This is a genomic window from Paraburkholderia sp. HD33-4 (genome assembly GCF_021390635.1).
Taxonomy (GTDB): Bacteria; Pseudomonadota; Gammaproteobacteria; order Burkholderiales; family Burkholderiaceae; genus Paraburkholderia.
Genome location: NZ_JAJEJS010000001.1, coordinates 2,126,003 through 2,142,524, shown reverse-complemented (window position 1 = coordinate 2,142,524; position 16,522 = coordinate 2,126,003). Strand labels below are relative to the sequence as shown.

The 16,522-nt window shown below is 60.9% G+C and carries 15 protein-coding genes; 14 read left to right on the top strand and 1 reads right to left on the bottom strand.

The window, feature by feature from the left end; all coding sequences use genetic code 11:
* Positions 1 to 34 precede the first annotated feature (34 nt).
* The 8 genes from L0U84_RS09410 to L0U84_RS09375 all read left to right on the top strand — a co-directional run bounded on the left by L0U84_RS09410 (position 35) and on the right by L0U84_RS09375 (position 7,162).
* Positions 35 to 541, top strand: a complete 507-nt coding sequence (locus L0U84_RS09410; protein ID WP_233849432.1) for a single-stranded DNA-binding protein — start codon at positions 35 to 37, stop codon at positions 539 to 541.
* Between the two features lie 278 nt (positions 542 to 819).
* Positions 820 to 1,080: a hypothetical protein gene (locus L0U84_RS09405; RefSeq protein ID WP_233849430.1), complete on the top strand. Its 261-nt coding sequence runs from the start codon at positions 820 to 822 to the stop codon at positions 1,078 to 1,080.
* A 46-nt stretch (positions 1,081 to 1,126) separates the two neighbouring features.
* Positions 1,127 to 2,569, top strand: a complete 1,443-nt coding sequence (locus L0U84_RS09400) for a conjugal transfer protein TraB (protein WP_233849428.1) — start codon at positions 1,127 to 1,129, stop codon at positions 2,567 to 2,569.
* Between the two features lie 900 nt (positions 2,570 to 3,469).
* Entirely contained in the window at positions 3,470 to 3,787 is a 318-nt protein-coding gene (locus tag L0U84_RS09395; protein ID WP_233849426.1) for a glutamine synthetase, read from the top strand.
* Between the two features lie 800 nt (positions 3,788 to 4,587).
* Entirely contained in the window at positions 4,588 to 4,932 is a 345-nt protein-coding gene (locus L0U84_RS09390) for a cupin domain-containing protein (protein ID WP_233849424.1), read from the top strand.
* A 39-nt stretch (positions 4,933 to 4,971) separates the two neighbouring features.
* A complete protein-coding gene (locus L0U84_RS09385; protein WP_233851987.1) occupies positions 4,972 to 5,085 on the top strand; it encodes a maltose acetyltransferase domain-containing protein in 114 nt (37 codons plus the stop codon).
* 370 nt (positions 5,086 to 5,455) lie between these two features.
* Positions 5,456 to 6,130, top strand: a complete 675-nt coding sequence (locus tag L0U84_RS09380; protein ID WP_233849423.1) for an HAD family hydrolase — start codon at positions 5,456 to 5,458, stop codon at positions 6,128 to 6,130.
* A 312-nt stretch (positions 6,131 to 6,442) separates the two neighbouring features.
* Complete coding sequence (locus L0U84_RS09375; RefSeq protein WP_233849422.1) at positions 6,443 to 7,162, top strand: IS6 family transposase; 720 nt, start codon at positions 6,443 to 6,445, stop codon at positions 7,160 to 7,162.
* 129 nt (positions 7,163 to 7,291) lie between these two features.
* Here the strand turns inward: L0U84_RS09375 and proP are convergent, their stop codons facing one another.
* Positions 7,292 to 8,764: a glycine betaine/L-proline transporter ProP gene (proP, locus tag L0U84_RS09370; RefSeq protein ID WP_233849421.1), complete on the bottom strand. Its 1,473-nt coding sequence runs from the start codon at positions 8,762 to 8,764 to the stop codon at positions 7,292 to 7,294.
* Between the two features lie 538 nt (positions 8,765 to 9,302).
* On the opposite strand from proP, the gene L0U84_RS09365 reads away from it, so the two are divergent.
* From L0U84_RS09365 to L0U84_RS09340, 6 genes are read left to right on the top strand one after another with little or no spacing between them, the layout of a single operon-like run.
* On the top strand, positions 9,303 to 10,691 hold the full coding sequence (locus tag L0U84_RS09365; protein ID WP_233849420.1) for an L-serine ammonia-lyase: 1,389 nt from the start codon (positions 9,303 to 9,305) through the stop codon (positions 10,689 to 10,691).
* Positions 10,692 to 10,707: 16 nt separating this feature from the next.
* A complete protein-coding gene (locus tag L0U84_RS09360) occupies positions 10,708 to 11,952 on the top strand; it encodes a sarcosine oxidase subunit beta family protein (protein WP_233849419.1) in 1,245 nt (414 codons plus the stop codon).
* A 29-nt stretch (positions 11,953 to 11,981) separates the two neighbouring features.
* Entirely contained in the window at positions 11,982 to 12,278 is a 297-nt protein-coding gene (locus tag L0U84_RS09355; RefSeq protein ID WP_233849418.1) for a sarcosine oxidase subunit delta, read from the top strand.
* Positions 12,275 to 15,274 carry a sarcosine oxidase subunit alpha family protein gene (locus L0U84_RS09350; RefSeq protein WP_233849417.1) on the top strand — a complete coding sequence of 1,000 codons (3,000 nt, stop codon included), beginning with the start codon at positions 12,275 to 12,277 and terminating at the stop codon, positions 15,272 to 15,274. The genes L0U84_RS09355 and L0U84_RS09350 overlap by 4 nt, the downstream gene beginning before the upstream one ends.
* Complete coding sequence (locus L0U84_RS09345; RefSeq protein WP_233849416.1) at positions 15,264 to 15,899, top strand: sarcosine oxidase subunit gamma; 636 nt, start codon at positions 15,264 to 15,266, stop codon at positions 15,897 to 15,899. The genes L0U84_RS09350 and L0U84_RS09345 overlap by 11 nt, the downstream gene beginning before the upstream one ends.
* Positions 15,896 to 16,345 (top strand): dihydroneopterin aldolase, encoded by a 450-nt coding sequence (locus L0U84_RS09340; RefSeq protein ID WP_233849414.1) that lies wholly within the window; start codon positions 15,896 to 15,898, stop codon positions 16,343 to 16,345. Before L0U84_RS09345 ends, L0U84_RS09340 begins: the two co-directional genes overlap by 4 nt.
* Positions 16,346 to 16,522: the final 177 nt, after the last annotated feature.

The following is a 16,522-nucleotide window of genomic DNA, read 5'->3' as shown; positions in this document are numbered from 1 at the left end:
GCTGACTTGACCTTGAGTATGAACGGAGTCCGCAATGAGTATCTATGCAGAGCTGGTTGGAAACGTCCTGTCGTCGCCGACGATGAAGCAAGTCACCACGCCAAACGGAGCGAAGCGCATCGTTGAACTGCGCATCATGTCCGCCTCATACCGTCGTCTGGACGACGGATCACTGGAGCAGAAAGACGATCGGACGTTTCCGGTTGACGTTACGATCTGGAACGAGCGCCACACCGAACGCGTGATGCAGCACATCAGGACCGGCGCCAGTGTTGTTGTCAAGGGGGACCTCTACGTCAATCCGTGGATCACACGCGAGAACGAAGCCCTGGCAGGCGTGCATATCGACGCCGAGTCGATAGCGTTGAACCTGGTGCGCGTTGATCAGGTGATCTTTCAGGCGCGGCAACGGCGCAATGGTAACGCGGGTGACGCGGGCGATAGTGCGGAACTCGACCCGCCACCGGGCGACGCGGTCGGGCCCACCGAATTCGATCGGCCCGAAGACTGGGTGGACTCGCAATCCACTCCCGCGGGCTGAGTCACCGAAAGGAGGCGCTGCCTGCCGTCTGTGCCAGGACATCGATGTTCACGAGGAGCGTCGATGTTCGACGGCAGCCGTTTATACGGCGCCAGAGCGGACGAGAACGTGCACATCAACTTGAGCGATCGCGATCCAGGAAGGGTGTCGGAGGAGCAGTGAAAGGTCCAACTGCGACACCATGCACATCGCGATGTCTTCTCGAAAGTCATTCGGTGGCTCACTCCCTATTTCACCCAGGCGTGGTTATTTGTGTCCCCTGCGATCTGGAGTTCTCCATGCAGCAGATCACCCCATGTTTCAGATACCCGGACGCCGGCGAACTCAAGATGCTCGAAGCGCTGGTGGCTGATACGGTCTCGGCCGCAATCGCTTCCGGGCGGTCGAGCGAGCAGTTTCATGGCTGGGAAGTGCAGGCCTGGACCAGCGAAAGTCGGCTTGTGCGGCGTGCGCACCTGCGTATCCTCTATCGCAGCGCGCTGTGGCAGCAAGCGGACTGGATCCTCGACTGGCCCGCTCCGGGCCGAACCTTCCATTGAGGAGATTTCAATGGAAGGTTCGAGATCCGCATCGTGGCTACGACGCATGACTTCATCCTACCGCCGACTCCCGCAGATTGCGGCTCGGCTAGCGCCATCATGCCGATCGGGCGACCGATGTGACCACGAGGCCGGTACGGGCGGGGACAACCTGCCGGCGCGCGGTTTCTGCCATACGCACATTGTTTGCAGTGCCGGTCTCGCGCGAGCCGGGAGAAAATCCGGCAGGCTTTGGGATTCAGGCCAACGTTTATCCCTGGTACACAAGGGAACGAAGTGCGGGCTTTACGGTGCGGCGGGCGCCGCAATTGCATTGGTCGCATGGTACCCCGGTCACTGGCTGATAGTTCTGATTGTCCTGCCGGCGGTGTGGTCTACCGCGGCCAGCAGGTGTTGTTCGCTGTCGTTATGGGGTGGCTACTATCTGACCGGTGCGCGCGATATACCGCTCGTGTGCGAACGCTTCTTCGTGGGTCACGGCGAGTTGTTTGCCAATGCCGCAATCGCGTCTGGTGTCGCGTTCTGGCTGGGACAGGCGATTTTGCTATCCGCACCATGGGCTTTGCTGACACCGCGGACCAATGCAGGTCGACGCACATGGCGGGTCGTCGTGGCCACTTTGCTTGTGTCCGTCCCGCCATTGGGCATGATCGGCTGGCTTTCACCGCTCCATGTTGCCAGTGCCCTATTCCCCGGTTGGCAGCTTGCCGGCCTCACGCTGGGGGTGTGCGCGCTTGGAACTGCCGCCGGTGTCTGGCGTTCAAAAGTCGCGCCCATCATTGGTGTCCTACTGACGGCCGCTGCAATGGTTGCGCATAGCTTCTCCCAACGTCCAGAAGGTCCAACCGGATGGGTGGCGGTGAACACTTCCTTTGGTCGACTTGACCAGAGGGACTACGATGCTCTTTACAAGCGGACAGAGGCAGTAAGGGCTACGGCCGACCGGCAATTCGAGCTCGGCGCGAGGGTGGTGGTATTGCCGGAGGAAGTGATCGGCTTATGGCGGCCATCAACGCGCTACTGGTGGAGCCGCTATCTGGAGCCACTGGCCAGAACGGACAGGACTTTGGTTCTCGGTGTGGATCTTGGGGATCGCGAATCCCTTCGTGGACATTCGGACAATGAAGATTACTCCCTGACCTATACCGACAGCGCTGTAGTTCTCGGAGCCGGACACGGGCGCTTTGACAGCCGTCAGCCTGTGCCGGCAGGATTGTGGCGCCCCTGGGCCAATGTAAGCGCAACTCCCGGCCATGTAATGCAAGGATATCTGCATCTCGCAGGCCGGCGGGCCGCATTTTCGATTTGCTACGAAGACTTCCTATGGTGGCCGCATTGGCGGCTGCTTGTTGACAGACCCGATGTCTTCGTCGGGATGTCTAACGAGTGGTTCAGTGCTGATCTCGCACTCGCAAATATTCAACAGCAAAGTGCGGAGTCGATTGCGAAGCTTGCCGGTGTGCCCTTGCTCAGGGCCATGAATCGATGACCCTAAGCGTGTCGCGGGACGTCAACACGCCGTATGGGAATGGTTGTCCTGCGTTCTCAGGTAAGGCCACAACATTCGCGTTGGTTGCCGCCGGCGATCAGCCCGTGCTACGACAAGCTGTCGGCGCGGGGTGCGGCCAGATAGCACCTCACGGCATCGCGCGCGGTGAGCGACGCGAGGTCAGGCAGGGCAACGACCGTTCCACCCCCAGGGTCGTTCCCCGGCACGGGAAGTCGGGCAGATGCGGTGCAGACAGTTGGTCGCGGAGAGTGTGCTTGCGATAGGAATACTTATCTCAATGGCACCGTCAGGTTTCACTTTTTCCAGGAAAACTCGTCGTTCGCTCACGCAACTAAATTTGTTAATAGTTTTCAAGTTTCAGGCAGCAGATGACGGTGTGTTGCCCGTGCCGTGGCCATTCGCCCGCCTTGATCGGTTGCCAGCGATGTCGCGTTGCGTTGAAGCGGCACCCCGGCAAGCGAATAACGCGTTTGTAGTGTAGGTCATAATCGCTCATCTGCTCCGATGGAACCCCGACGCCCGGGCCTCCGACTTTCAACGAGCGGTTCCTTTCGACTTTGGCTTCGGTCAGCGATGCGTCCTGGCGTTGTGAAAACCGTGGTGGAATCCGATACGCAAGCAGGAAACCGTGAATGAGGTTTTTTTGCCGGTCGCCTCCAGCCACGCTGACCAGCAGTGGCTAACCACAGGCGCTGTGCAGCCTTTGCGGGTGGGCAGCGGCATCGGCGGCACAGCGCCGATGGGGACGGACGTCATCGAAGGTGGCCGCGGCGGTAACAGCGCGTGCGAGGCCAACTGCGAAGCCTCGGAGGAAGCGGGCAGCGTCATGATGCCGGGGTTACACTGCTAGATAGCAGACCTTAGCAACAGGAGGGCGCCATGACTGACATCGGCCCGGAAAGCACATTCCGGGGATTGCCTCTGACTGCTGAGCAGGATGCGGAAGTGAGGCACTACATCAAGGTGCAAATGCAGCGTCACCTTCCATGGGACACGCCCGAACTGGACGCGATGCTCAAGGAGATGATCCAGCCCCCCGAGGCCATCGACGAGGAACCTGAAGTCGAGGCAGATGAAGCAAGGGCGACCGCCGAGCGCGCGAGCGCGTCCATTGACGAGGCGATGGAAGCGTTTGAGGCGAGCGAGGAATGGCATGCGGCCATCGATTCGGAAAACATGAAGCACCCCAAGGAATAAATCGGCGGCAGCGACGCTGCCAACCTTTTAGTCCAGGGAGTCCGCGAAAATCACATGCCATTGAGTCCGACCCCGGGCGTTGGGGGCCAGCAGACGGTCAAGCACGCCCCATGTGAAGGCACTGTGCGAGCGGCCGCCCTGCAGCGCCAGCGCAATCTGGGGTCGCCTGCCGGCTCCCGCGGATCTGGAATTTTGCGACACCGGGTGCTCAACCATTGCGAGGGCTCCTGCGCAGATGTGCCGTGATACCGGCCAGCACAGAAATTAACAGATCGCATCGGCCCGCGCCGTAACCTGCGCGCCGCGATATGGTTCACGCATAGGTTGTGGAGTCGCCCTTTTTGGTCGCGGTGGAGCACGTCACGATGTCGTCGGTCGCCGCTTATTTCCATGGGGACGGTGCGACACTCAAGCGGGGCCAGAAGGGTCTGGCGGTCGTGTTGATTGTTGCGTTCGAGTGTCCGGAGCCGCTCGCAGCAGGCGTTTGCCGGTCAGCTAACATCGCAGGGCGGCAAGTCGCGCAAGTCATTGATGTATCGTCTGTTTTCCGTCGAAATCGCCATATTTCGTACGATTCAAACGATTACCCCGATTTTCGGATGGCGAGGATTTTATGCAAACGGCGGCAAAGGCCGCGCCGTTACACCGTCTGAGACACGTTCGCAACGCCGGTCTTTCGGCCAAGGTGTCTATGGCGATGCCGTTTTTGTTCTATCAGCGAAGTTCCGGGTCTGATTTACTGTCGAAGAATTTCGTTAGCTGGGCAAGCCCCGGTTTCTATTAGATCGTTTGGAGCTGAAATGTCCGACTTCATCACCGTTTTGCGCGAAACCTGCCCGACGCCGGTCGTTGATGCCACAAAGTGGAAGCGCATCGGCGGCGACCCGCACACCGTGAACCTCAACGCTTACCTTTCCAAGGACGGCAGCAAGATCATGGGCACCTGGATCTGTACCCCGGGCAAGTTCGAGGTGAACTACGAGAAATGGGAGTTCTGCCACTTTCTCGACGGCTACTGCATCATCACTCCGGAAGGCGAGCCGGCCGTGCACCTGAAGGCCGGCGATGTGTTCGTGATTGAACCCGGCATGAAGGGTACTTGGGAAGTGGTGGAGACGGTGCGCAAGTACTTCGTCTTTGCCTAAGTCTTTGGCTTTCGGGATGAATTGAACCAAAAAGAGAAGATGCTGGCCGGAGAGCTGTACCCGGTCAGCGCACCCGAGATTCAGGCGGATCGGGCTCCAGCCCGGGCGCAGACGGCGCGCTTCAAAGCGGCGCACATACCGCTCGAACTGTGATATCGACTCCTTCAAAGCGCCTCGTCGCAATCGCGTCGGACTCGATGGCCGGCTTTCTGCCGCTGGCGAATTGGACGGCAGCAATCGGTCCACGCGATTGCACGGTCAGTTCGCCTCGCGAATGCCAGGACGTAGGTTCAATTGGATATCGAGCTGGCATAGCGGCAAATGCAATTGCTTACTTGATCCGTGACCGCTTGATGGGCGGTACCCGAGGCCGATAGGGTAGGACCTGCTCCTGAGCGTCGTACCGCCCAATTGTCGATCGATTGGCAGAGCTGGGCAAATTTCCCGCGGAATCGACCACGAAGCGTTCCGCCGTGCGGTTTTAGTGGCATGCACCAACTCAAGCACCGAGGATACTTTGTATATGTTCTCCGCCGCAATCTTCGACATGGACGGGTTACTGATCGATTCGGAGCGAACGATCATGAACACATGGATCGCAGTCGGGCACGGACTTGGCGTTCATATTCGCCCCGTCGACTACGCCGAGATCATCGGAAGATCGCTGCCCGAGTGCCACGCAATGCTAGCGAAGATGTTCGGAGAGGAGCAGCTCTTTCAGGAAGCGCTTACCCGAGTTCGGCAGCGGCTGCACTCTCCGACGACTCCACCATTGTTTCCACTGAAGTCGGGAGTACATGCCCTACTGACTGCATTGGTCAAAGCTGGGGTCCCATGCGCCGTCGCGTCGTCATCAAGCGGACAAGAGATTCGATCCCGGCTTGCACGGGTCGACGTGCTCGATTTCTTTGATGCGATTGCCGGAGGGGATGAAGTCGCCCGTGGTAAGCCCGATCCGGCCGTGTATGAGCTTGCGGCTTCTCGTCTCCGGAAATCGCCGAGCGATTGCCTGGCGTTTGAAGACAGTGAGAACGGTGTGCTTGCCGCACATCGTGCAGGGATACGAGTCGTGACGGTGCCAGACCTGAAGCGACCGTCGGCTGAAGTAATCGGGGTTAGCTTGACGATGCTTCAGAGCCTTGATCAGGCGATCGAGTGCGCGTCAAGATGGTTCGACATAGAAGATCTGCCCGCGTGAGGGAACCGGCCTCAAGCCGTCATTCGAGGGTGTGAGGTACGACGGCCGCTGCGGCGCGCCCATCAAGTGCGCGCCTTGAACCGAGCTGGCGCACGCACACGTGACCGCTTGCGACGAGCGATACAGTGCTCGTCCGATGCTGGTCTGAATTGGGTCGCAGCTTAATCCAAACACTCAGGCTGGCCCCTTCCGTCGGCGCGGAGAGGGGATTGACCGTTGCTCTCTCGCCCTGCAATTGGCGGGACGTCAAAGGGTTTTGTCGCATTAACGCGGTCAAGTAAAATTCATCGACCGCAACGCATGACAAGCACGATGGCAAAGACGAAGTCGCCGCGCGAGACGCTGCCCGCTGGTATTGGCAAGGTACTGAAGCGGCTGCATTACCCGCTAGACGTGATTCTGCTGTGTGTGCGGTGGTACGTGGCCTACTCGTTAAGCCTTCGCAATCTCGAAGAAATGATGGCTGAACGCGGCTTTGAGGTTGACCATTCGAGCGTGCATCGCTGGGTGATCAAACTCGTACCGTTGTTCGAGAAAGCCTTTCGCAGGCACAAACGCCCGATTGGCAGGAGCTGGCGCATGGATGAAACCTACGTCAAGGTACGCGGCCAGTGGAAATACCTCTACCGTGCAGTGGACAAGGTCGGCAACACCGTCGATTTCCTGCTTCGGGCCCATCGTGACAAGGCTGCAGCGCGTCGCTACTTCGAGAAAGCCATCGATCAGAACGGCGCGCCCGAGACGGTTACGATGGACAAAAGCGGGGCGAATCTGGCGGCCCTCCACGCCGTCAACGCTGAGCGGGCAACGCCTATCAAGGTCCGGCAGGTCAAGTATCCGAACAACATCGTAGAACAGGACCATCGGGCCATCAAACGCCGAACCCGGTCAATGATGGGATTCAAGGATTTTCGCTGTGCCCGCATCATCCTGTCGGGCATCGAAACGATGCATATGATCAGGAAGGGACAGATGAAAGCTGATGGCGTCGCGCAAACCGCCACCGAGCAGTTCTATTCGTTGGTCATGTAAGTAATCCTTATCATAGGAGCAACTTTCTCGCCTTGCTGACCATATCGCGACACAACCGGGCCAAGCGCAGTCAGGCGCGATGTGAAATGGAGAGTCTAGTACCTGACAAGGAATAGAACGAAGCGCAAATCAGACTCGCTCCTTGACCACTGCTAGGGGTGCTTGTTTCCGAGAGTTGCTTCGATCCGGTACCTTATCGACAAGTCTGAGCGCTTCGGTGCGACTCGAAACGCATGGCCCTGAACCAAGCAGTGGCTGCCGAGCCGTCTCTCGCAGTGTGAGCACCGACACGATGCCGATCAGCGATGCGGCCATCAGATAATACGCGGGCATCATCAGATCGCCGCTTACGTCGACGAGCCACGCGGTGACGAGCGGCGTCGTGCCGCCGAACAACGAGACCGACACGTTGAAGCCGATCGCCAGCGCGCCGTAGCGAATCCGCGTCGGAAAGAGCGCAGGCAGGGCCGATGGCATCACGCCCGTGAAAGTCGACAGCAACGTGCCGAAAATCAGCATCCCGCCGAACACGTGCAGCGTCTCGCCGGTGCGGATCAGAAGCAGTGCCGGGATCGACAGCGCGAGGAGTCCGACGCATCCGAGCATCATCACCGGCTTGCGTCCCACCTTATCTGACAGATGTCCGGCGTAGAGCGTCATCGGCATCATCAACACCATCACGAGTAGCACGAGGAAGATGCCGTGGGATTCGTCGAAGTGCATCGTCGCCGACAAGTAACTCGGCAGGTACGAAAGCGCCATGTAATCGGTCACGTTGAAGATCAGCACAAGGCCGACGCATTGCAGTAGCGGCTTCCAATGCTCGGCCACCAGCGCCGCGCATCCTCGCTTCGGTTGGGACCTTTCTTTCGCCTCATGCGCCTCCGCCTCTCTCTTGAAGGCAGGCGTCTCTTCCAGTTTCAACCGAATGTAGAGACCGACTAATCCGAGAGGACCCGCGATGAAGAACGGTACGCGCCACCCCCACGACAGCAGCGCTTCCTGCGAAAGCGTCGCGGTCAGCGTCGCAACCGTGCCCGCGCCGAGGATGTAGCCGACCAGCGTACCAAATTCGAGGAAACTGCCGGCGAAGCCGCGGCGGCGGTCCGTCGAGAATTCGGCGATGAAGGTCGCGGCGCCACCGTATTCGCCCCCGGTCGAAAACCCCTGTACGAGACGGGCGACGAGCAGTAGCGCGGGGGCGAAGATTCCGATCGATTCGTAGCTTGGGATCAGGCCGATCGAGAATGTGCCGATCGCCATCAGGATCATCGTCATCGCGAGCACGCGCTTGCGACCAATGCGGTCGCCGAGTGGGCCAAACACCATTCCGCCGATCGGGCGAACGAGGAACGCCGCGGCAAACGTCCCGAAGGTCGCGAGCAACTGTGCGGACGGACTGCTGGATGGGAAGAACACCTTGCCGAGCGTGACGGCAATGTAGCTGTAGACGCCGAAATCGAACCACTCCATTGCGTTGCCGAACGCCATCGCGCCAACCGCACGCTTGAGAACGGCGTTGTCGACGATTGTAATGTCGCTCAGGGCAATGGAGGTGCGCGAAGAATGGGGTCGTGCGATGCGTTCTCGCAAAGAGCTCAATGGACACACTCCTGGTATGGCACTGCCAGTTGGCCGGACGGAAGAAGCACTGGATCAGTCGTATGTCTGATCGGCCTTGGGGCAGTAGTCTCTGGATCACCTTAGTGTCGAGGCTGGCGAGCATGCCGCGCGACGCTAGGCAAAGTAATTGGTCTCAGTGAGTTTAGAGGTATACCTGTAGCAGACCATCACTCATGCGTCCGGAAATCGATGGCAAACGACACGGACGTGTGTCGTGCCGGGCCCTGGCTCCTGAACAAATCATTCCAGTTTGAAGTTGGACCGTAGCACGATGGCAAGACTGGATTGCCGCTGTGGTTCGACGCGATAGAGCTAATGATCCGGTCAGTGCGCGCCTGATCGTCTGCGTATGGGGTTGCGCTTTTCCGTCACTGACTTTTACCAAAACGCCCATTCGGGCCAAGCGGTGCGCCGCTTGGCGCCGCCATCCCACGCCGTTGCCGCATTTGTTCTATCAGCCGATTCTACGCTTTGATGTACTGACGCCCAACGTCACTTTCCACGCAGAGGCAGCCAAATGAACGTCAGCGTCTTCGACCTGTTCAAGGTCGGCATCGGTCCATCGAGTTCGCACACGGTCGGCCCGATGATCGCCGCGTGCCGCTTCGCTTCGCATATCGAGGACGCGAATCTGCTCGCGTTCGTGTGCCGCGTCAAAGTCGAGCTTTATGGCTCGCTCGGCGCGACGGGCAAGGGCCACGGCACCGACAAGGCCGTGCTGCTCGGCCTGGAAGGCCATCTGCCCGACACCATCGACCCCGACCTGATCGAACCGCGCCTCGCGCAGATCCGCAAAGAGAAGCGTCTCTCGCTGCTCGGCAAGCACGAGATTGGCTTCGAAGAGAAGGAGCACATCGCGTTCTTCCGGCGCCTGATGAGCGGCTCGGGCAGCGTCGTGCACCCGAACGGGATGCGCTTTCAGGCTTTCGATGAGAACGGCCAGTGCCTTATCGAGAAAGACTATTACTCGATCGGCGGCGGATTCGTCGTGAATCGCGAAGGTGATCGCGTGAACGGCTTGCGCGCAGGCGGCGAGGTGCCGTATCCGTTCCGTACCGGCGACGATCTGCTGCGCGTGTGCCGCGAAAGCGGTCTCTCCGTCGCGCAGGTGACGTTCGCGAACGAATGCGCGTCACGCTCGCCGGAAGATGTGCGCGAAGGTTTGCTGTCGATCTGGCGCACGATGGCTGCGTGTGTCGACCGTGGCTGCAAGATGCACGGCGAGCTCCCCGGCCCGATGCGCGTGAAGCGCCGCGCTGCGGATCTTTCCATGCAACTGCGTGCGCGTTCCGAAGAGTCGCTGCGCGATCCGCTGTCGATGCTCGACTGGGTCAACCTGTACGCGATGGCCGTCAACGAAGAGAACGCCGCGGGCGGCCGCGTCGTGACCGCACCGACCAATGGCGCGGCCGGCGTGATTCCCGCCGTGCTGCATTACTACGTGAAGTTCGTGCCGGGCTCGAACGAAAACGGCATCGTCGACTTCCTGCTGACCGCGGCCGCGATCGGCATCATCTACAAGGAGACGGCGTCGATCTCCGGTGCTGAAGTGGGCTGCCAGGGCGAGGTCGGAGTTGCGTGTTCGATGGCTGCGGCGGCGCTCGCGGCCGTGATGGGCGGCACGCCGACGCAGGTCGAGAATGCCGCCGAGATAGGCATGGAGCACAACCTGGGCATGACCTGCGACCCCGTCGGCGGGCTCGTGCAGATCCCGTGCATCGAGCGCAACGCGATGGGCGCGATCAAGGCGCTGAACGCATCGCGGATGGCGCTGAAGGGCGACGGCCAGCACTATGTGACGCTGGACAACGTCATCAAGACGATGCGTGAAACGGGCGCCGACATGAAGACGAAATACAAGGAGACGTCGCGCGGTGGTCTCGCCGTGAACGTCATCGAATGCTAAAGGGAGGACCAGTCACATGAGCCGCTATTCGATATTCAGTCTGTTGCGCAACGGGTTGTCGTATCACGAGAACTGGGAGCGACAGTGGAGGAGCCCGGAACCGAAGAAGGAGTACGACGTCGTGATCGTCGGTGGCGGCGGGCATGGTCTTGCGACCGCGTACTACCTCGCGAAGGAACACGGCGTGAAGAATGTCGCGATTCTGGAGAAGGGCTGGATCGGCGGCGGCAATACTGCGCGCAACACGACGATCGTGCGTTCCAACTACCTGTGGGACGAATCCGCCGCGCTGTACGAAAAGGCGTTGAAGCTGTGGGAAGGCCTGTCGCGGGACCTCAACTACAACGTGATGTTCAGCCAGCGCGGCGTGATGAATCTCGCGCACTCGCTGCAGGACGTGCGCGACACCGAGCGCCGCGTGAACGCGAACCGGCTGAACGGTATCGACGCCGAGTTCATCACACCCGAACAGATCAAGGAAATCGAACCGACCATCAACCTTAACAGCCGCTATCCGGTGCTCGGCGCATCGATCCAGCGTCGCGCGGGCGTCGCGCGGCATGACGCCGTCGCGTGGGGTTTTGCTCGCGGCGCGGACCAGCATGGCGTCGACATCATCCAGAACTGTCAGGTGACAGGCATTCGTCGTGACGGTGGACGCGTGACGGGCGTCGATACCGTGAAGGGCTTCATCAAGGCGAAGAAGGTGGCCGTGGTGGCGGCCGGCAACACGTCGACACTCGCCGACATGGCGGGCATCCGGCTGCCGCTGGAGAGCCATCCGTTGCAGGCGCTCGTGTCCGAGCCGATCAAGCCGGTGGTCAACTCGGTGATCATGTCGAACGCAGTGCACGCGTACATCAGCCAGTCCGACAAGGGCGATCTCGTGATCGGCGCCGGCATCGATCAATACACGGGCTTTGGCCAGCGTGGCAGCTTCCACGTCATCGAAGGCACGTTGCAGGCGATCGTCGAGATGTTCCCGGTGTTCTCGCGGGTGCGGATGAACCGTCAGTGGGGCGGCATCGTCGATGTGTCGCCGGATGCGTGTCCGATCATCAGCAAGACCGACGTCAAGGGCCTTTATTTCAACTGCGGCTGGGGCACCGGTGGCTTCAAGGCGACGCCGGGCTCGGGCTGGGTGTTCGCGCATACGATCGCGAAGGACGAACCTCATCCGCTGAATGCGCCGTTCTCGCTGGATCGCTTCTCCAGCGGCCATCTGATCGACGAACACGGCGCTGCTGGCGTCGCCCACTAACGCGTACCGCAACCATAGGAGATTGAAACATGCTGCTGATCGAATGCCCGTGGTGTGGACCGCGTGCCGAATCCGAATTCAACTGTGGCGGCGAAGCCGACATTGCCCGTCCGCTCGACACCGACAAGCTCACGGACAAGGAATGGGGCGACTACCTGTTCATGCGCAAGAACCCGCGCGGGGTGCACCGCGAGCAATGGCTCCATACGCAAGGCTGCCGCCGCTGGTTCATGGCGACGCGCGATACCGTCACCTACGACATCAAGGGTTACGACACCTTTGGGACGTCTCCCGCTAACACGCAGACGAAGGGCACGAGAAAATGAGCCAGAAAGACCGCCTCGGTGCCGGTGGGCGCATCAACCGCGCGATTCCTCTGACCTTCACGTTCAACGGGCGCACTTATCAGGGCTTTCAGGGCGACACGCTGGCGTCGGCCTTGCTCGCGAACGGCGTGCACTTCGTCGCTCGCAGCTTCAAGTATCACCGTCCGCGTGGCATCGTCACGGCCGACGTTGCGGAACCGAACGCGGTCGTGCAACTGGAGCGTGGCGCATACACGGTGCCGAATGCACGCGCAACGGAAATCGAGCTGTATCAGGGGCTCAGCGCGACGAGCGTGAATGCCGAGCCCGATATCGAGCACGACCGCATGGCAATCAACCAGAAGTTCTCGCGCTTTTTGCCTGCGGGCTTCTACTACAAGACGTTCATGTGGCCGCGCAAGTGGTGGCCGAAGTACGAAGAGAAGATTCGTGAAGCGGCGGGTCTCGGCAAGTCGCCTGACGTGGACGACGCCGATCGCTACGACAAGTGCTTCGCGCATTGCGACGTGCTGGTCGTCGGCGGTGGCCCGGCAGGGCTGGCCGCGGCGTATGCGGCCGGCTCGAGCGGCGCGCGCGTGATTCTCGTTGACGATCAGCGCGAACTCGGCGGCAGCCTGCTGTCGTGCCTGACGGAGATCGACGGTCGCCCGGGCATGCAATGGGTCGAGAAGATCGAAGCGGAACTGTCGCGCATGCCCGACGTGAAGATCCTCTCGCGCAGCACCGCGTTCGGTTACCAGGACCACAACCTCGTCACGGTGACGCAGCGTTTGACCGAACACCTGCCCGTGTCGATGCGCAAGGGCACGCGCGAGTTGCTGTGGAAGATCCGCGCAAAGCGCGTGATCCTCGCAACGGGCGCGCACGAGCGTCCCATCGTGTTCGGCAACAACGATCTGCCGGGCGTGATGCTGGCCTCTGCCGTATCGACGTATGTGCATCGCTTCGGCGTGATGCCAGGGCGCAACGTCGTCGTGTTCACCAACAACGACGCGGGATATCAATGCGCGCTCGACATGAAGGGGTGCGGCGCAAGCGTCACGGTCGTCGACCCGCGCGCACAGGGCAGCGGCGCATTGCAGGCGGCCGCGCGTCGTGGTGGTGTGAAGATCATGAACAATGCGGCGGTGATGAGGGCGCAAGGCAAGTTTCGCGTAACGTCGGTCGAGGTGGTCGCCTATGCGAACGGGAAGACGGGCGCGAAGCAAGCCGATATTCCGTGCGATCTCGTCGCGATGTCGGGCGGCTTCAGCCCCGTGCTGCACCTGTTCGCGCAGTCGGGCGGCAAGGCCCAGTGGAACGATTCGAACGCGTGCTTCGTGCCGGGTAAAGGCATGCAGTCGGAAACGAGCGTCGGCGCGGCGGCGGGTGAGTTCAGCCTTGCGCGCGGCATGCGTCAGGCGGTCGAGGCAAGCGTTGCAGCCGTCAAGTCGGTCGGCTATGCGGTGAAGGGCTCGCCAATCCCGCGCGTTGCGGAAGTGGCCGCGTCGCCGATCCAGCCGCTGTGGCTCGTCGGCAGCCGCGCGCAAGCGGCGCGCGGTCCGAAGCAGTTCGTCGATTTCCAGAACGACGTGTCGGCTGCAGACATTCTGCTTGCCGCACGCGAAGGCTTCGAATCCGTCGAGCACGTGAAGCGTTACACGGCGATGGGCTTCGGCACCGATCAGGGTAAGCTCGGCAACATCAACGGCATGGCGATCCTCGCCGATGCGCTCGGCAAGACGATTCCCGAAACGGGCACGACCACGTTCCGCCCGAACTACACACCGGTCACCTTCGGCACGATCGCGGGCCGTGAGCTCGGCGATCTGCTCGACCCCATCCGCAAGACGGCTGTGCATGAGTGGCACGTCGAGAACGGCGCGATGTTCGAGGACGTCGGCAACTGGAAGCGTCCGTGGTACTTCCCAAAGAATGGCGAGGACCTGCATGCGGCCGTCAGGCGCGAATGCCTCGCGGTGCGCAACAGCGTCGGCATGCTGGACGCGTCGACGCTCGGCAAGATCGACATCCAGGGGCCTGACGCCGCGAAGCTGCTGAACTGGATGTACACGAATCCGTGGAGCAAGCTCGAAGTCGGCAAATGCCGCTATGGTTTGATGCTCGACGAGAACGGCATGGTGTTCGACGACGGCGTGACGGTGCGTCTCGGTGAACAGCACTTCATGATGACGACCACGACGGGCGGCGCAGCGCGCGTGCTCACGTGGATGGAGCGCTGGCTGCAGACGGAATGGCCGGACATGAAGGTGCGCCTTGCGTCCGTCACCGATCACTGGGCGACGTTCGCCGTCGTCGGTCCGAAGAGCCGCAAGGTCGCGCAGAAGGTGTGCAGCGATATCGACTTCGCCAACGAGGCGTTCCCGTTCATGTCATATCGCAACGGCACGGTGGCGGGGGTGAAGGCGCGCGTCATGCGGATCAGCTTCTCGGGCGAGCTTGCGTACGAAGTGAACGTGCCTGCGAACATGGGCCGCGCCGTGTGGGAGGCGTTGATGGCCGCAGGCGCCGAGTTCGACATCACGCCGTACGGCACGGAAACGATGCACGTGCTGCGCGCGGAGAAGGGCTACATCATCGTTGGACAGGACACGGACGGGTCGATCACGCCGCACGATCTCGGCATGGGCGGGCTGGTCGCGAAGTCGAAGGACTTTCTGGGCCGCCGTTCGCTGTCACGACTCGATACCGCGAAGGAAGGGCGCAAGCAGTTCGTCGGCCTGCTGTCGGACGATCCGCAGTTCGTGATTCCGGAAGGCAGCCAGATCGTGGCGGGTCCGTTCCAGGGCGCTACCGCGCCGATGCTCGGCCACGTGACGTCGAGCTACTACAGCCCGATCCTGAAGCGCTCGATCGCGCTCGCCGTGGTCAAGGGCGGTCTGAACAGGATGGGCCAGAGCGTGACGATCCCGCTTGCGAGCGGAAAGCAGATCGGCGCGAAGATCGCGAGCCCGGTTTTCTACGACACCGAAGGGGTGCGTCAGCATGTGGAATGAAACGAGAAATTTGACGCTTGAGGCAGAGCGTGCCGGCGGAGTGCGACTTGAGTCACCGTTCATCGGCGTGGCCAGTTTGCTAAAGAAGCAGCAGAGGCGAGCGCCGGAAAAATTCGTGATGCGTGAGTCGGCCTTTCGCGATCTCGTCAACGTGCGCGGCGAACCAGGTGACCCTGCATTCGTCGGCGCGTTCGAGCGCGTGGTCGGCTGCCGTCCCCCATCCGCGCCGAATACCGTCTCAAGTAGCGCTGAATACGAGGTGCTATGGCTGGGCCCCGACGAATGGCTCGTTCTTTCAAATGAGCCCGTACAGGACGGTGTGCTCGAGGCGAAGCTTGTCGATGCCCTGAATGGAACATACGCGGCAGCGGTAGATGTGGGTAGTGGCTATACCGTCGTCAATATCAGCGGTGAACGCGTGCGTGAGGTACTTGCGCGTGGCTGCCCACTGGATCTGCATCCGCGTGTATTCAAGGTGGGCCAATGCGCACAGAGTCATTATTTCAAGGCGTCGATCGTGCTGATCCCAACGGGCGATGACGCGTTTGAGATCGTGGTCCGTCGCAGTTTCGCTGACTATTTCTGCCGCATCATGGTTGACGCGGCTGAGCCGCTGACATCATGAAACCTGTCGAAGAACCGTTTGGCATGCCGCTCACGACAGCTTGTCTTCCGCAGCAACGGGGGCGTGGCTGGAGTGTTTTTATCGAAGCCCTGGGCGTGCCGGCCAGGGTCGGCATTCATGCACACGAACACGGTGCACCACAGGCAATCGTGATCGACGCGCGACTCGGCTATGGTAGTGCGCCGAGCGAAGCGGACGGATGGATCGACTACGACGGGTATTGCACGTGCATCGCAAACTTCCTCGCGCACAAACCGCATACGCGCCTGCTCGAAACACTGGTGGCGGACATTGCCGAGCTTTCGTTCCGGGAATGGCCCGCCCTCGAATCGCTGACGCTCAGCGTACATAAGCCGAAAATCCGGCCAGGTACGCGTCGCGTAGGCGTCACGCTTGATTGGACGCGCGCGGACTATTTGCTGTGGCGCAGCGTCGCGGAACGCTGAGTTTGCGCCAGTAGAACCAGCGCGTGGATCAGCCCGGTCCGGGCGGTGGCATGATGCATCTTCCTCATATCGGTGCATCCAGACAGATATCGCATTGGCGCAGATCGCAATAAATCAACACTCCTCGCTCGCTACTCTGCAATCAATCCATTAAGGCAGGAGGATAGCTCGAAATTT

Bases quoted from the DNA above. Each gene is read 5' to 3' on its own strand.
- L0U84_RS09410 (WP_233849432.1), top strand. From the start codon at position 35: ATGAGTATCTATGCAGAGCTGGTTGGAAACGTCCTGTCGTCGCCGACG.
- L0U84_RS09395 (WP_233849426.1), top strand. From the start codon at position 3,470: ATGACTGACATCGGCCCGGAAAGCACATTCCGGGGATTGCCTCTGACT.
- L0U84_RS09400 (WP_233849428.1), top strand. From the start codon at position 1,127: ATGACTTCATCCTACCGCCGACTCCCGCAGATTGCGGCTCGGCTAGCG.
- L0U84_RS09340 (WP_233849414.1), top strand. From the start codon at position 15,896: ATGAAACCTGTCGAAGAACCGTTTGGCATGCCGCTCACGACAGCTTGT.
- L0U84_RS09345 (WP_233849416.1), top strand. From the start codon at position 15,264: ATGTGGAATGAAACGAGAAATTTGACGCTTGAGGCAGAGCGTGCCGGC.
- L0U84_RS09350 (WP_233849417.1), top strand. From the start codon at position 12,275: ATGAGCCAGAAAGACCGCCTCGGTGCCGGTGGGCGCATCAACCGCGCG.
- L0U84_RS09405 (WP_233849430.1), top strand. From the start codon at position 820: ATGCAGCAGATCACCCCATGTTTCAGATACCCGGACGCCGGCGAACTC.
- L0U84_RS09385 (WP_233851987.1), top strand. From the start codon at position 4,972: ATGCTGGCCGGAGAGCTGTACCCGGTCAGCGCACCCGAGATTCAGGCG.
- L0U84_RS09360 (WP_233849419.1), top strand. From the start codon at position 10,708: ATGAGCCGCTATTCGATATTCAGTCTGTTGCGCAACGGGTTGTCGTAT.
- L0U84_RS09355 (WP_233849418.1), top strand. From the start codon at position 11,982: ATGCTGCTGATCGAATGCCCGTGGTGTGGACCGCGTGCCGAATCCGAA.
- L0U84_RS09380 (WP_233849423.1), top strand. From the start codon at position 5,456: ATGTTCTCCGCCGCAATCTTCGACATGGACGGGTTACTGATCGATTCG.
- L0U84_RS09390 (WP_233849424.1), top strand. From the start codon at position 4,588: ATGTCCGACTTCATCACCGTTTTGCGCGAAACCTGCCCGACGCCGGTC.
- L0U84_RS09365 (WP_233849420.1), top strand. From the start codon at position 9,303: ATGAACGTCAGCGTCTTCGACCTGTTCAAGGTCGGCATCGGTCCATCG.
- L0U84_RS09375 (WP_233849422.1), top strand. From the start codon at position 6,443: ATGGCAAAGACGAAGTCGCCGCGCGAGACGCTGCCCGCTGGTATTGGC.